12 protein-coding genes are annotated in these 15,021 nt (G+C 68.8%); 5 read left to right on the top strand and 7 right to left on the bottom strand.

Features of this window, described 5'->3' with window-relative positions:
* Positions 1-19: 19 nt before the first annotated feature.
* On the bottom strand, positions 20-1,339 hold the full coding sequence (locus QWG60_RS07880; RefSeq protein WP_107181975.1) for a methyl-accepting chemotaxis protein: 1,320 nt from the start codon (positions 1,337-1,339) through the stop codon (positions 20-22).
* A gap of 470 nt (positions 1,340-1,809) precedes the next feature.
* Between QWG60_RS07880 and QWG60_RS07875 the strand changes: the two genes are divergently transcribed.
* Positions 1,810-2,073, top strand: a complete 264-nt coding sequence (locus QWG60_RS07875; RefSeq protein ID WP_046078755.1) for a hypothetical protein — start codon at positions 1,810-1,812, stop codon at positions 2,071-2,073.
* A 31-nt stretch (positions 2,074-2,104) separates the two neighbouring features.
* Positions 2,105-2,299: a hypothetical protein gene (locus QWG60_RS07870; protein ID WP_107181976.1), complete on the top strand. Its 195-nt coding sequence runs from the start codon at positions 2,105-2,107 to the stop codon at positions 2,297-2,299.
* Between the two features lie 57 nt (positions 2,300-2,356).
* Here QWG60_RS07870 and QWG60_RS07865 read toward each other — a convergent pair whose 3' ends face one another.
* The 3 genes from QWG60_RS07865 to QWG60_RS07855 form a co-directional block, all read right to left on the bottom strand.
* The gene (locus QWG60_RS07865; RefSeq protein ID WP_046078757.1) at positions 2,357-2,962 is read right to left on the bottom strand and encodes a DUF938 domain-containing protein; all 606 of its coding nucleotides are present in this window, start codon (positions 2,960-2,962) and stop codon (positions 2,357-2,359) included.
* 84 nt (positions 2,963-3,046) lie between these two features.
* Entirely contained in the window at positions 3,047-4,153 is a 1,107-nt protein-coding gene (locus QWG60_RS07860; RefSeq protein ID WP_052719317.1) for a DUF2955 domain-containing protein, read from the bottom strand.
* A gap of 61 nt (positions 4,154-4,214) precedes the next feature.
* Positions 4,215-5,276, bottom strand: a complete 1,062-nt coding sequence (locus QWG60_RS07855) for an HlyD family secretion protein (protein WP_107181977.1) — start codon at positions 5,274-5,276, stop codon at positions 4,215-4,217.
* A gap of 240 nt (positions 5,277-5,516) precedes the next feature.
* Between QWG60_RS07855 and QWG60_RS07850 the strand changes: the two genes are divergently transcribed.
* Positions 5,517-6,851 carry a Na+/H+ antiporter family protein gene (locus QWG60_RS07850; RefSeq protein WP_146907526.1) on the top strand — a complete coding sequence of 445 codons (1,335 nt, stop codon included), beginning with the start codon at positions 5,517-5,519 and terminating at the stop codon, positions 6,849-6,851.
* A gap of 120 nt (positions 6,852-6,971) precedes the next feature.
* Here the strand turns inward: QWG60_RS07850 and QWG60_RS07845 are convergent, their stop codons facing one another.
* Positions 6,972-7,427, bottom strand: a complete 456-nt coding sequence (locus tag QWG60_RS07845) for a YchJ family protein (protein WP_046078760.1) — start codon at positions 7,425-7,427, stop codon at positions 6,972-6,974.
* 116 nt (positions 7,428-7,543) lie between these two features.
* Here QWG60_RS07845 and QWG60_RS07840 point away from each other — a divergent pair, with 116 nt between their 5' ends.
* Entirely contained in the window at positions 7,544-10,255 is a 2,712-nt protein-coding gene (locus QWG60_RS07840; RefSeq protein ID WP_146907529.1) for a cation-translocating P-type ATPase, read from the top strand.
* A gap of 13 nt (positions 10,256-10,268) precedes the next feature.
* Here QWG60_RS07840 and hrpB read toward each other — a convergent pair whose 3' ends face one another.
* Positions 10,269-12,728 (bottom strand): ATP-dependent helicase HrpB, encoded by a 2,460-nt coding sequence (hrpB, locus tag QWG60_RS07835; RefSeq protein WP_146907531.1) that lies wholly within the window; start codon positions 12,726-12,728, stop codon positions 10,269-10,271.
* Between the two features lie 216 nt (positions 12,729-12,944).
* Between hrpB and QWG60_RS07830 the strand changes: the two genes are divergently transcribed.
* Positions 12,945-14,321 (top strand): NCS2 family permease, encoded by a 1,377-nt coding sequence (locus QWG60_RS07830; RefSeq protein WP_107181981.1) that lies wholly within the window; start codon positions 12,945-12,947, stop codon positions 14,319-14,321.
* Here QWG60_RS07830 and QWG60_RS07825 read toward each other — a convergent pair.
* Positions 14,308-14,994: a TetR/AcrR family transcriptional regulator gene (locus QWG60_RS07825; RefSeq protein ID WP_146907533.1), complete on the bottom strand. Its 687-nt coding sequence runs from the start codon at positions 14,992-14,994 to the stop codon at positions 14,308-14,310. The two genes, QWG60_RS07830 and QWG60_RS07825, sit on opposite strands and share 14 nt — an antisense overlap.
* Positions 14,995-15,021: the final 27 nt, after the last annotated feature.

Below are 15,021 nucleotides of genomic sequence, written 5' to 3'. Positions count from 1 at the left end.
ACCCTGTACAGGCTCCGCATCAGGCGTCTGGGGCCTGGTCGGCGATCAGACGGTCGACGGACGAGGTGACATCCGAAGCGCCTCGCCGAATCTCGCCGACCAGTCGCTCGATGTCCGTCACATGGGCATGGATCTGCTGGCTCTTGTCCACGGCCGACCGCATCTGCTCGCTTGCCTGGGCCACCATGGCGGCGTTGTCGGCGAGCACGTCGTCGATCCGCCCCACCGATTCGCTCGCCCGATGGGCCAGCTGGCGAACCTCGCCCGCCACCACAGCGAAGCCCCTGCCGTGCTCTCCCGCATGAGCCGCTTCGATGGTGGCGTTCAGCGACAGCAGATTGGTCTGCTCGGCGATTCGCGCGATCTCCGAGGTGATGCCGTTGATGCGTTCCGCCTGGGCCACGAGTGCCTGCACGGCCTCCCGGGCGCTCCCCATCTCGTCGACGGACGCCATGCACTCGCGAACGATATCCTGCAGCTGCGCCATGCCACTGGCCGTGATCTGCTCCGTCTGGGCCGATGTCTCCCGGGCCGAGACGACGGCAGCACGGGTGGCCTCGGCGGCCTGCACGTCGGCCGTGACATCGGTGGCGAACTTCACGACCCGTACCACCCTGCCATCGGCATCGAAGACCGGGTTGTAGGTGGCCTCCAGCCACAGCGGCTCCCCGAAGGCCGTGACCCGTTCGAACTTGCCCTGACGGAACTCGCCCTGGGCCAGACGCTGCCAGAAGTCCGGATGCTGCTCGTAGAAGGCCTCGTGGCAGAACAGGCGGTGGTGCTGGCCCAGGACCTGTTCACGCTCATAGCCGGTCGCGGCCAGGAAGTTGGGGTTGGCATCGAGCACGACACCCTCCGGCGTGAACTCGATCACGGCCATGGACTGACCGAGTGCCTCGACCAGTGCCGCGCGCGACATCGCCGCCTGGTGCTGTTCGGTGACATCGCTGGCGATCTTGATCACATGGTCGACATGCTTGCCGCTCCGATTCATCACCGGCAGATAAGTGGCCTCGATCCAGACCTCGCGCCCCCGTTTGTCGAGGCGTCGGAAGGTGCCGGCCCGGTGCTCGCCTCGGGCCAGGGCCGCCCAGAACTCTCCGTATTCCCGGCCGTTCACCGTTTCCGGGTCGCAGAACATCCGATGGTGGCGGCCCAGCACCTCCGAGGCCTGATAGCCGAGAACCGACAGGAAAGCCCGGCTCGCCTGACGGATGATGCCCTCGGGGGTGAACGTCACCGTGGCCGTATGCCGGTGCAGGGCAGCGGCCAGGGGCGACCGGGGCTTGCGCGATTCGAGCGCGGGGGACGAGAGAAGCGTGACGAGGGAAGCCAGCATGGCGTTTCGATCTCTAGCCAGGAAAATATTGCACAGAAAATTATACTATATGTTCTTTTTGTACAAATATTGTATCGAGTATGGCACCTCCTCCATGGCTGGCCCCAGGCTGGGCGATCAGGGGAAGCCAACAGGAACGACAGGAAGAACGACAGGGGGAAGAGATACCAAAACGAAAACCGGGAGCCCCATGGGGCTCCCGGTTCACATGCTCGATGGCGAGTGTCGGCCTGGCCTGTCTGACCTCGGCCGAGATCGCCTCAACCCATGTAATGGGCAATGGCCTTCTCGGCCTCGTTCTTGGCGGCCGCCACGGCGGTCCAGTGATCGAGCACTTCGGGGGTCAGGGAAGTGGGCATGTCAGACTCCTGTTTCAAACGCATGACTCGACGCACAAGATTACCCACGGCGCCTGCAAGGCACCATTCGCCTTTCGGCTAGCCGCTTGCAATACTGCAGGAAGTCCAGCCATGCGAGGATCCAACGTGCGCCACTACGAACAGACCCACATCGGCTTCGACGAGCACGGCAACGAGTACGTCATCGACGAGTACCACGACCTGCCCGACCTGGAGGACTTACAGCATGGAGGCGCCATCAGCCGTGGCCTGCCGAACTTCAAGACCCGTGACGGTCACGAGGTGGAGCGTCTCGGCCCGGGAGAATTCTCGGTCCGTGTGCCCGGTGAAGAACGCGGCGTCTCGGTGTGGACCCACGATCCCGAGCATGTCTGATAGGCTGGGCGCTCCTCAGAAGGAGCCCGACATGCCACGACGCGTCCCGACCGCCCTGCTCTGCCTCGCCCTGCTGGCCACCCTCGGCGGCTGCACCACCTACACCTGGCCCGATGGCCACCGCGAGACGGTGTGGGGCGTGCCCGCCGAAGACGAGACCAAGACCGACCAGCAAAGGCGCGCCGAAGGCGTGCAGTATCGCCAGCCGGGCGAAGTACCCGAATAACGCCGTTGGCACGGCCGGGGCGTCACCCGCCTGCCACGACGCCCTGACTCACGCCTCCTACGCCAGCCCCTTTCTCCATACCAGGCAGAGGTTGTTGGCCGGCATCTCGACCAGGCGCTCGAGCCAGAGGCCGTATCGCTCTGCCTCCGCGCTCACGTCCGCCAGATCGCGGATCCCCCAGCGCGGGTCCCGCGACCGCAGATCGGCGTCGAATGCCAGGTTGCTGGCCGCGGTCGGTTGATCCACGCGCAGGTAGGGGCCGTAAAGCAGCAACGTACCGCCTTCCTCGAGACGCTCTCCGGCCCGCGCCATCAGGGCCTCGGTCACCGCCCAGGGCGAGATATGGATCAGGTTGATGGCGACGATCGCCTCGAAGCGGCCCGCTGGCCAGTCACCGGTAGCATCCAGCGCCAGCGGCGACCGCAGGTTGGGCAGCTCGACCACCTCACGCCAGGCCGCGATGGAAGCCCGAGCCTCCGGGGTCGGGTCGCTGGGCTGCCAGTCCCAGTCAGGCCGGGCCGCGGCGAAGTGGCAGGCATGCTCGCCGCTCCCGGAGGCCAGCTCGAGCACCCGGGCCGGGCCGGGCAGTGCCTCGGCCAGCACCTCGAGAATCGGCTGGCGGTTGCGGGCCGCGGCAGGGCTGTAACGTCGAGCATCGGTCATGGCGTGCCTCTGGCGAAAGCGTGAACAAATGAAACCGCGCCGATGATAGCCCCATCGCCCCTCGCGCCTCCAGGCCGTATGCCCTCAGAGCGCCGTGTCTCGTGTCATCGGCGAAGCGTTGAGCAGCCGATGCAGCACCGCCATCGCCACCAGGGTGACGACCATCGCCACGCTCATGGAACTGAACCGGTACAGGGCGGCATAGACGAAATCCTGATTCGGGCCCAGGTACTGGCCATAGAGGATGCCCAGGGTGGTCAGGGCACCGAAGCCGACGCCCGATCCTCCGCCCTCGAGCAGATGGATGCGCGCGAAGAGCATCAATCCGACCCAGTAGCTGAGCATCACCAGCAGCAGATGGTCGGCCTGGGTGAACAGCAGCAGCTGCATCAGGATCGCCATGTTGCAGCCCAGCAGCGCCCCGACCCCGCGCTTGACCGCCGACACCCTGGCGTTGGGGTAACCCAGCGCGAAGAGGATCAGGATGGTGGCCATCTGCGCCGACAGCGAGTCCCTCAGGTCCAGGATCTGAAAGACCGCGAAGGACAGCGTGGCGATGATGGCGCCGATCAGCGTCTGGTGTCGCACCAGGGAAGCCGGCTTGTCGACCGTCGGCGGCGGCCGGCGCGCCTCTCGATCGGGAAACAGCAGGTGCATCAACGCCGCCAGGCACACGGCCAGCACGCTGGCCACCACGTTATGGGTCAGCAGATCGAAGAGATCGACCTCGGGATAGCTGGCGAAGTGCAACAGCACGCTGAGCGTCAGCACGCCGTTGGCGCCAAACAGGAACAGCGGCCCCTTCGCCATCAGCCGGAAACGCGAATAGAACAGCAGGAACGCCAGTCCCGTCATTACCACCGGCATGTGCTGGGTCAACCCGACCACCAGCGACACCTCGACCACGTTGAGGCAGGCGTTGCCCAGGAACTGGCGCACCACGTGCGCATTGAAGACCGGTATCATGCCGACCAGGAACATGGGATAGACGGTGAAGAAGACCCCATAGTCCCAGTGCATGAAGTGGCTGATGGCGAAGCCGATCATGCCCGCGAAAGCCACGCGCAGGCACTGCCGCATGTCGTTGGACGAGAAGCGAGACTCCCCGGCTTCCTGCTCCTCGGGGCCATGGCCGCGATGCGGCAGCACCAGTCCTGCGGAGCGCAGCAGCAGCCGTCTCACCCGATGCACCAGCTCGCGCCACGTTTCCGATGCCGTAGGGTCGTCGCCCTGCCCAGGCCGATCTGGCCGATCAATAGACATAGTGCAGCCAGGACATCAGCCGGATCTGCAGGCCGCCGAACAGGGTCGCCAGTGGATTCGCCTCGGGCAACAGCTGCACGGTGGCCCGCGCGCCGCTGACGGGCAGCGGCTCGGGCGGATCCTCCACCTCGAGGTGGAGGCGAACGCGCTGGGCGTCGCGTACCCAGCGGTCGGTCGCCGGAATGTCCGCCAGCGTGCCGTCCGCGGCCAGCTGACCATCCTGCACGCCGGCATCCCGCGAGGCCACACGCGCCTCGAACACCCGTCCCGGGAGGGCGTCGAAGACCACCCGGGCCGATTCCCCTTCGCGCACGTGTCGAAGGCTCTTCTCGCGCAGGTCGGCGACCAGGTCGAGCCCCTCGCCCACCACCGCCAGCGCCGACTGCCCGCGGGTGACGTAATCGCCCTCGCGCAGCTGAAGGTTGGTCACCACGCCGTCGCGCTCGGCGCGCACCAGAGTGTGCGACAGGTCGAGCTCGGCCTGGTCGATGGCGTTATCCGCCTGGCGCAGCTGCAGGTTGCCGTCGCCGCGTTCGCCGAGCTGCACCTCCAGCTGACGGATGCGGGCCTGGGCCGCCGCCACCGAGGAACGCGCCTGGCGCTCCTCGGCCACGATACTGTCGACCCGCTGCCGGGAGATGCTGTGGCGACTGAGCATCGTCTCGGCTCGACGGCGCTCCCCGGCCAGCTCCTCGGCGGAGGCCCGGGCCGCATCGAGATCGGCATGCGCCTCGGCGAGATCGGCCTCGAGCAGCGCGTTGTCGCGGACCGCCGCCTCTCGGGCAAGCCGGGCCTGGTGCAGCGCCAGTTCGAAGGGCGCGCGATCGAGCGAGAACAGCACGTCGCCGCGTTCGACCCGTTGATTGTTGGTCACGGCCACCGCCTCGACGCGGGCCGACACCTCCGGCGCGACCCGCACCACGGGGCGTAGCACCCGGGCCTGGGGGGTCATCGGCATGAAGGTGTCGGCGATGATGAAGTAGACGAACAGCACGCCGAAGGCCGCCAGCGCGACCCGGACCCAGCGCGCGAAACTCTGATCTGGAGTCATGGACTCGCTCCCGTCGATGCCACCGGCCAGGACGACCGGATGGGGCAAAAGGCCGAGATGATAGCAACTCTTTTAGCAAGCTAAAAGATGCCATGCAATCGTAACCGTCCCCTCGCCCCGCCACTCTCGGGCCCTCGATGGCCCGATCGGCGCGGCATGCCTGGCATCGCCAGCCGAGATGACTACAATGGGCGGCTTGATTTTCCGCCCATTCCTCCGACACTCCCGCAAGGAACCCTCATGAACGCCATCGTGCTTGCCATCCTGGTCATGGTCACCCTGAGCCTGATGCGGGTGTCCGTGGTCTTCGCGCTGATCGCCGCCACCCTGGTCGGCGGCCTCTATGCCGGCATGCCGATCGGCGAGATCATGGACGCCTTCAACGACGGCCTGGGCAACGGGGCCACCGTGGCCATCTCCTACGCCGTGCTCGGCGCCTTCGCGGTGGCCCTGTCACGCTCGGGCATCACCCAGCTCCTGTCCCAGAAGGCCATCGCCGGTCTCCGGCTGGACCAGGGAATCCCCCACCGCCGCACCATCGTCTATGTGCTGCTCGGCGTGCTGCTGGCCTTCTCGGTCAGCTCGCAGAACCTGATCCCGGTGCACATCGCCTTCATCCCGGTGCTGGTGCCGCCACTGCTCAAGCTGATGAACCACCTGAAGCTCGACCGTCGCGCCGTGGCCTGCGTGATCACCTTCGGTATCACCGCACCGTACATGCTGCTGCCGGTAGGCTTCGGCTCGATCTTTCTCCACGACATCCTGCTGACCAACCTCAACAACAACGGCCTCGACGTGACCGCCGCCATGGTGCCCACGGCGATGATCGTGCCGATCGGCGGCATGGCGATCGGCCTGGTCGTGGCGATCCTGTTCAGCTATCGCGGCAAGCGCAGCTACGAAGACCGCGACCTGGCCCACGGCGACGAGACACCCGCCGAGGCCGCCGGCCACCTCAAGCCCTGGCAGATCGCCGTGCTCGGCCTGTCGCTGGTCGGCACCGTGGTGGTACAGCTGGTCAGCGGTTCCATGGTGCTCGGCGGCCTGTTCGGCTTCGCCGTACTCTCCGTCAGCGGCGTGTTCCACTGGCACGAGCAGGACGACATCTTCACCGAAGGCATGCGCATGATGGCGCTGGTCGGCTTCATCATGATCGCGGCCGCCGGCTTCGCCAGCGTCATGCAGGCCAGCGGCCAGGTCGAGAGCCTGGTGGAAAGCTCCACCGCCCTGATCGGCGACCACAAGGGCTTGGCCGCCCTGGTCATGCTGCTGGTGGGCCTGTTCATCACCATGGGCATCGGCTCGTCGTTCTCGACCATCCCGATCATCGCCTCGATCTACGTGCCGCTGGCGATCGGCTTCGGCTTCTCGCCGATGGCCACCATCGCCCTGGTCGGCACCGCCGCCGCCCTGGGCGACGCCGGCTCACCGGCCTCGGACTCCACCCTCGGCCCGACCGCCGGCCTCAACGCCGACGGCCAGCACGACCACATCTGGGACAGCGTGGTGCCGACCTTCCTGCACTACAACATCCCGCTGATCGGCTTCGGCTGGCTCGCCGCCATGATGCTCTGAACCCGGGCGGTGCCCGGGAGCGGCAAGCCGAAAGCTTGAAGCTGAAAGACACAACAGCCCCGCCGGCATATACCGGCGGGGCTGTTGTATTTCATGCCGGCCATCCGGCCAACAGGGGGATTAGCCTCGAACGCAGCAGGCCTTGCCCTTCTTCCCGCTCCCACACGGGCAGGGATCGTTGCGCCCCGGCTTGAGCCGGGTCACCGAGGGCTCGCCGTCCACGTAGACCCAGCGGCCCGCCTCGCGCCGAAAGCGCGACCGCTCCTCCAGAGCGCCCCAGCGGCGCCCCTCACGGAAGGTGGCGCGAAAGTGCACCCTGCCGGTATCGCCGTCCTCGCCGTGATCGAGGATCTCGAGGTGCACCCACTGGGTCGGATCGTCGTCCGGCAAGGCCGTCGGACGCGTCTCGGGCGCCCAGCTCTCCAGCAGATAGTCGTTCAGGCCCAGGGCGAAGGCGCTGTAGCGCGAGCGCATCAGCGCCTCGGGCGTCGGCGCCGGCTCTCCGTCATGGTAGCGGCCACAGCAGGCCGTAAGCGGCAGGCCAGTGCCGCAGGGGCAGGGTTCGGCGTCTTTCATGGCATTGATCCAGGTCAAGGGGTGAACCGGACATGATAGCGAATCGTGTCCGCCACTTGCCGCCTCCGCTGCGCTGCAGCATTCTCATCACACGCCCTCGCCACGGAGGCCAAGGCATGGACGTCGCCTATCACTCCCCGACCACATCCTGGCACGCCCTGAGTGCCGAAGAGGCCCTCGATCGCCAACAGAGCCATCCGCGCGGCCTGACCGACGAGGCCGTCGCCGAGCGCCAGCGACGCTTCGGTCCCAACCGCCTGCCCCAGGCACGCCCTCGCTCCGCCTGGCGCAGGCTGGCGTCACAGTTCGCGAACCTGCTGATCGTCATTCTGATCGTCGCGGCCCTCGGCAGCCTGGCCCTTGGCGCCATCGTGGATGCCATTGCCATCCTCTCCGTGGTCGCCATCATCGCACTGGTCGGCTACGTCCAGGAAGGCCGTGCCGAGCAGGCGCTGGCCCGCATTCGCGACCTGCTTGCCCCAAGCGCCCAGGTACTGCGCGGCGGCCGCCGCCAGGAAGTGCCTGCCGAGGCACTGGTGCCGGGAGACATCGTCCTGCTGGAGAGCGGCGATCGAGTGCCTGCCGACCTGCGCCTGCTGGAGGCACGTCGGCTGCGTCACCAGGAGGCCACACTGACCGGCGAGTCGTTACCCGTGGACAAGGGCACCGCAGCGGTGGCGGAAAACGCCGAGCTCGGCGATCGCAGCAGCATGGCCTATGCCGGCACCCTGGTGGCGCAGGGCAGCGCCCGGGGGCTGGTGGTGGCGATCGGAGCCGACACCGAACTCGGCCGCATCTCCGCGCTGCTGAGCAGGGTCGAGCCACTGCGCACGCCGCTGCTGCGCCAGCTCGACCGCGCCGGACGGGTACTGGCAACGCTGATCCTGGCATGCGCGATCGCCACGGCGCTGGTCGGCGTGCTGCTGCACGGGAGTCCCTGGCCGACGATGTTCATGGCCGCGGTAGGCCTCGCGGTCGCGGCCATCCCGGAGGGGCTGCCGGCCATCGTCACCATCGGCCTGGCGCTGGGAGTTCAGGCCATGGCCCGCTCGCGAGCCATCATCCGCCGTCTTCCCGCGGTGGAGACCCTGGGGTCAGTATCGACGATCTGCTCGGACAAGACCGGCACCCTGACCCGCAACGAGATGACCGCCCAGGCGATCTGGCTGCCCGAAGGCGAGTTTCACCTCGACGGCATCGGCTTCGCCCCCGAGGGCGCATTCCACCGCGTAGACGACGGCGAGACCAGCCCGGCCCCGCTCGACCTCGATGACCAGCATGCCCTGCGTCACTTCCTGAACGTCGGCGTACTGTGCAACGACGCCGAGCTGGTCCACGAAGACGAGACATGGCGCATCCATGGCGACCCTACCGAGGGGGCGCTGGTGGTGGCCGCCGCCAAGGCCGGCCTGCCGGTGGTGCAGGCGCGCCGTCATCATGTCCGACACGACGCCATCCCCTTCGACGCCGGACGTCAGTACATGGCCACCCTCCACGACATGGAAGGGAGTCCCCGCCTGCTGGTCAAGGGCGCGCCGGACAGGCTGCTGGCGATGTGTCACCGGGTGCGCACCGACCGGGGCGAGGACTCACTGGATCTTTCTCTCTGGGAGCAACGCCTCCATGCCCTGTCCGACAGGGGCCTGCGCGTGCTGGCCCTGGCCGAGAAACCGCTGTCCTCAAGCCTGAAGCTGACCGACGAGCACGCCGAGTCGGAACTGGTACTGCTGGGTCTGGTGGGCATGCTCGACCCGCCCCGGGAGGAAGCCATCGCCGCGGTGGCCGAGTGCCGGGCCGCGGGCATTCGTCCGGTCATGATCACCGGCGACCACGGCGTCACCGCGCGCGCTATCGCCGAGCGGCTGGGCTTCGCCAACACGGGCCGGGTGATCAGCGGCCACGAGATCGAGAGCATGTCCGAGGCGGCGCTGATCGACAGCGTCATGACGGTAGACGTCTTCGCAAGAGCCACCCCCGAGCACAAGCTACGGCTGGTCGAGGCCCTGCAGTCATGCGGTGAGGTCTGCGCGATGACCGGCGATGGCGTCAACGACGGCCCGGCCCTCAAGCGCGCCGACGTGGGCGTAGCCATGGGGCGACAGGGCACGGCGGCGGCTCGGGAGGCCGCGGAGATGGTCCTGGCCGACGACAACTTCGCCACCATCGTCGCCGCCATCCGCGAGGGCCGTAAGGTCTACGACAACATCCGCAAGACCATCACCTTCCTGCTGCCCACCAACGGCGCCCAGGGCCTGGCCATCATGGTCGCGGTGCTGTGCGGGGCGCTGCTGCCGGTGAGCCCGCTCCAGGCGCTGTGGGTCAACATGGCCGTGGCGGTGACCCTGGGCCTCGCCCTGGCCTTCGAACCCGGCGAACACGACCTGATGCGACGCCCACCAAGGAAACCGGACGCCGCCCTGCTGGACCTCTTCCTGCTGTGGCGGGTGATCTTCGTCTCGACGCTGCTGCTGCTGGCCACCTATGGCATTTTCACCTGGATCCACGACATGCAAGGCGGCGCGCTCGAGCAGGCCAGATCCGGTGCGGTCAACATGTTGGTCGCGGGCTCCGCCGCCTACCTGGTCAACAGCCGCTACCTGATCCAGGGGGTGCTCTCATGGCGGGGCCTGTTCGGCAGTCGTCCGGTATGGGTGGCCATCGGCCTGATTGCCGTCATCCAGCTGGCCTGGACCTACGTGCCCGTCCTGCAACGCCTGTTCGGCGCCGCAGGCCTGGCGCCGATGCACTGGGTCGTGATCCTGGCCACTGCGCTGGCCGTACTGCTGATCGTCGAGGGGGAAAAGGCGCTGTGGCGCCGTCGAGCCTGACCCCGGGGACGACTCAGCTTCGCCGCTTGGTCCGTGCGCTGGCTTGGGCCGACCACGGATCCTCCGGCCAGGGATGCTTGGGATAGCGACCGCGCATGTCCTTGCGCACCTCGGCGTAGCCGTTGGCCCAGAAGCTCGTCAGGTCTGCGGTGACCTGCAGCGGGCGCCGCGCCGGCGACAGCAGATGCAGCAGCGGCGCGACCCGGCCGTCGACCAGACGCGGCGCGGCCTCCCAGCCGAACACCTCCTGCAGCTTCACCGCCAGCACCGGCGTCTCGCCGCGATAGTCCAGCGCCACCCGCGAGCCGCTGGGCACCGTCAGGTGTGTCGGCGCCAGGGCGTCGATCCGTGCCGACTGGCCGCCGGCCAGGCCGTCTCTGAGGATGCGCGCGAACGGCAGCGCCTCGACCTCGTCGAGGCGCGACAGCCCGGCCAGGTAGGGGCCGAGCCAGGCGTCCAGGTCGTCGAGCAGCGCCTCGTCGGACCAGTCCGGCCAGTCGTCGCCCAGGGTGCGGCGCAGCAGCGCGACCCGGGCGCGCAGCTGCTCGGTGGCCTCGTCGAACGGCAACCCGCGCCGGCGTACCGCCTCGAGCAGCGCCTGCTGGGCGGCCTCCGGCGGCAGCGACGTCAGCGGCCGGCGCTCGAGCACCACGGCACCGAGCCCACGGCGGCGTTCGCCGACCAGCCGCCCGCGCTCGTCGGACCATTCGAGATGATCGCGCCACTGGCCGGCCTCGGGATGCAGCGCCGTCAGCCGCGCCTCGTCCAGAGCCGCGGCGCGGAAGATCCGCCCGCCGCCGCCCTCGCCGTCCAGGGCCACCGCCACCAGCAGCTCGGCGTGGGCCAGCGGGTGCGACTCGGGCAGCGTGCCCTGCCCGCCGCCGGCCAGCCGGAAGCGCCCCGGCGAGAGCCGCTGGGCGATGCGCTCGGGCCAGGCCAGCGCCAGCAGCTCGCCGAGCGCCTCGAACCGCGGCGACGACAGCCGGCAGCCCATCAGGCTCGCCAGGCGTTTGGCATCGCGCTGCCAGGCGCGATCCTCGCCGGGGCTGGCGAAGCGTTTCTCCAGTGCCGCGGCCAGGTCGCGCTCGTCGTCGGCACCGCGACCCTCGAGCAGCGCCGCCAGGCCGCAGGCCAGGGCCGCCGCGTCGAGCTCGGACGCGCGCTGAAGCATCACCGCCAGCCGTGGGTGGGTCGGCCAGCGCGCGCAGGCGCGGCCCAGCGCCGTCAGGCGATGGGCATCGTCCAGCACGCCGAGGCCGCGCAGCAGCTCGCGCCCGGCGGAAAGCGCCCCCGCCGGCGGCGGCGTGATCCAGGACAGCGACTGCGGCTCGGTGATGCCCCAGCGCGCCAGCTCGAAGGCCAGCGGGGCCAGGTCGGCCTGGCGGATCTCCGGCTCGCGGTCCGGCACCAGTGGCTGCTCCTCGGCCCACAGCCGGTAGCAGACGCCGGGGCCCTGGCGGCCGGCGCGGCCGCGGCGCTGATCGGCGCTGGCCCGGTTAAGCCGGCGGGTCTCGAGGCGCGTCAGGCCGGTGCGCGGCTGGAACACCGGCAGCCGCTCCAGCCCGGCGTCGATCACCAGCCGCACGCCGGGCACGGTGACGCTCGACTCGGCAATGGCGGTCGCCAGCACCACCCGGCGGCGGCCTTCGGCGTCGGGGGCCAGCGCGCGACGCTGGGCGTCCAGCGGCAGCCGGCCGTGAAGCTCGTGGATCGCGGCATCGGGCAGCCGATCGGACAGTGCCCGCGCCAGCCGGCGGATCTCGCCGACGCCCGGCAGGATCACCAGGGCATCGCCTTCGTCGGCCGCCAGCGCCTCGGCGACCACCGCCGCCTGATGGCGCGCGGCCTCGTCATGGGGCTTGAGCGAGCGATTCGGCGGCCGGTGATGGGTGGCGACCGGGAACTGACGCCCCTCGCACTCGATCACCGGCGTTGCCTCGCCGAGCACGGCGGTCAGCGAGGCCACGTCCAGGGTCGCCGACATCACCAGCAGGCGCAGGTCGTCGCGCACCGACTGGGCGTCGAGGGTCAACGCCAGCCCGAGGTCGGCCTCGAGGCTGCGCTCGTGGAACTCGTCGAAGATCACCCCGGCCACGCCCTCGAGCAGCGGGTCCTCCTGGAGCATGCGCGTCAGCACGCCCTGGGTGACCACCTCGAGACGCGTCTCGGTCCCGACGCGGGACTCGCCGCGCATCCGGTAGCCCACCGTCTGCCCCACGGCTTCGCCCAGGGAATCGGCCATGTGCCCCGCCGCCAGCCGGGCGGCCACGCGGCGGGGTTCGAGCAGCAGCAGGCGCTGCCCGCGGCACCAGTCGGCCTCGAGCAGCGCCAGCGGCACCAGGGTGGTCTTGCCGGCGCCGGGCTCGGCCACCAGCAGGGCGCGGGCATGCCCGGCCATCGCGGCCTGGATGTCATCAAGCCTCGCCTCGATGGGCAGGCAGGCCGGAGAAGCGTCATTCACGCCTTTGGTCATGCTCGTCTCTTGTCGTCTCGTCTGTCGTCGCTCTTGCCTTCCGCCGCGGGGCACGCGGTTCACGACGCCCCGGGCATATGACGCGTTGACCGGGTGCCGCCGGGCCGACGCTTGCACGCCGGCGAACCAGCGGCTAGCCTTGGTTTTCGCTGATCTTGACCAAAAGGTCAGAAAAAATCTGCCTCACACCACCCACAACAACAACAGGGTATCGGCATGCAACAGACTTCCCCCCGCGCCGACGGGGCGCTCCACGCGGACGCACCCTCGCGGCAGGCCAGCCTGCCTCTCCTCGATCGGTGGTTCGGCGTCACCCGCCGCGGCTCGACGCTGAAGACCGAGATCCTGGCCGGCATCGCCACCTTCCTGGCCGGGATGTACATCATCGTGGTCAACCCCGCCGTGCTCTCGGACGCCGGCATTCCCTTCTCCGCGGCGCTCTCCGCCACCGTGCTGATCAGCTTCATGAGCAGCCTGGCGATGGGCCTCTACGCCCGCAACCCCATCCTGGTCGCCCCGGGCATGGGCATGAACGCGCTGTTCACCTACACCCTGGTGCTGGGCGCCGGCCTCAGCTGGGAAGTCGCGCTGGGCTGCGTGTTCTGGTCGGGGGTGCTGTTCGCCCTGCTGGCGGTGTTCAACGTCCGCCGCGCCATCATCGAGGCCATACCCGCCTCGCTGCGCTATGCCATCACCTGCGGCATCGGGCTGTTCATCACCTTCATCGGGCTGCAGAACGCCGGCTTCATCGTCGGCAGCGACGCCACCCTGGTATCGCTCGGCACCATGGACGCCCATCTCGCCACCTTCTTCCTCGGCCTGGTGGCCACCGCGGTGTTCGTGATCCTGCGCTTCAACGGCGCGCTGATCATGGGCATCGCCCTGACCACGCTGCTGGCCGCGCCCATGGGACGGCTGTGGGGCGACGAGGTGATGGTGGCCTGGAACGGCCTGGCCGCCTGGCCGGACTTCAGCGCCGTGATGCAGGTCGACATCCTCGGCGCGCTGAAGGTGGCCTACCTGCCGTTCATCTTCGTGATGCTGTTCACCAACTTCTTCGACGCCCTGTCGTGCTTCATGGCGCTGTCGGAATCGGCGGACCTCAAGGACGAGGACGGCAATCCGCGCAACCTCAAGCGCTCGATGACGGTGGACGCCTTCGCCTCGATGATCGCCGCACCGCTGGGCACCAGCGCCGCCCAGACCTTCATCGAGTCCGGCGCCGGCGTCGCCCAGGGCGGCCGCACCGGCCTGGTGGCGGTGGTGATCGCGCTGCTGTTCCTGCCTTTCCTGTTCCTCTCGCCGCTGCTGTCGCTGGTCCCCGGCATCGCCACCGCCCCGGCGCTGGTGCTGGTCGGCTTGTTCATGATGGCCCCCATCGGAAAGATCGACTGGCAGCGCTTCGACCAGGCCTTTCCCGCTTTCCTGGCCATCATCCTGATGCCGCTGACCTACTCGATCACCCTCGGCATCGCCTTCGGCTTCATGAGCTTCGTGCTGATCAAGGTGGCCACCGGGCGCCTCGAGGACATCCGCCCGGCGATGTGGGTGTCGGCGGCGCTGTCGGTGCTGCTGCTGGTCACCGCTCAGTAAGCGGTGCCTCGTCGGCCGGCGCGCGGTCGGCGGGGTGCTTCACCCCGCAGCCCTTGATCACCACCCGGGTCAGGAACTCGGTGATGCGCTCGATATCCTCGTCGGAGAGCGCCTCGCGGCCGGTGATGCCGGTGACCTGGGCCTCGAAGTCGGCGTAGTGCTGGGTCGAGGACCAGATCAGGAAGATCAGCCACACCGGGTCGACCGGGTCCATCAGGCCCCGCTCGGCCCACTGGCGAAACACCGCCGCGCGGCTGTGCACCCAGTCGCGCAGCTCGCCGCTCAGATACTCCTGCAGGAAGGGCGCGCCGCCGATGATCTCGCTGGCGAACAGCCGCGAGCCCTCGGGGTGCCGGCGTGACATCCACATCTTCGAGCGAATGAAAGCCGACAGCACCTCGGCCGGATCGTCGTCGGCCGAGATGTCGTCGAGCATGGCGTTCCAGCGCTCCATCACCTGTTCCAGCAGGCGCACGTAGAGCCTGCGCTTGCTGCCCATGTAATAGAGGACGTTGGACTTGGGCAGCCCCGCCTGCTCGGCGATCTCCTGCACGCTGGCCCCGCGATAGCCGTGCCGGGCGAAGACCCGCTCCGCCGCCGCCAGGATCGCCTGCTCGTTGCGCCGGCGGATGGCGCCGCCTTCCTGTTCACTGCCGTTGTCTGCCTTGGCCATGGGCCCTCGCTGTCGGTACCGATCTGG

The sequence above is a fragment of the Halomonas halophila genome (assembly GCF_030406665.1).
GTDB lineage: Bacteria > Pseudomonadota > Gammaproteobacteria > Pseudomonadales > Halomonadaceae > Halomonas > Halomonas halophila.
This window is presented reverse-complemented; position numbering and strand designations above follow the sequence as displayed.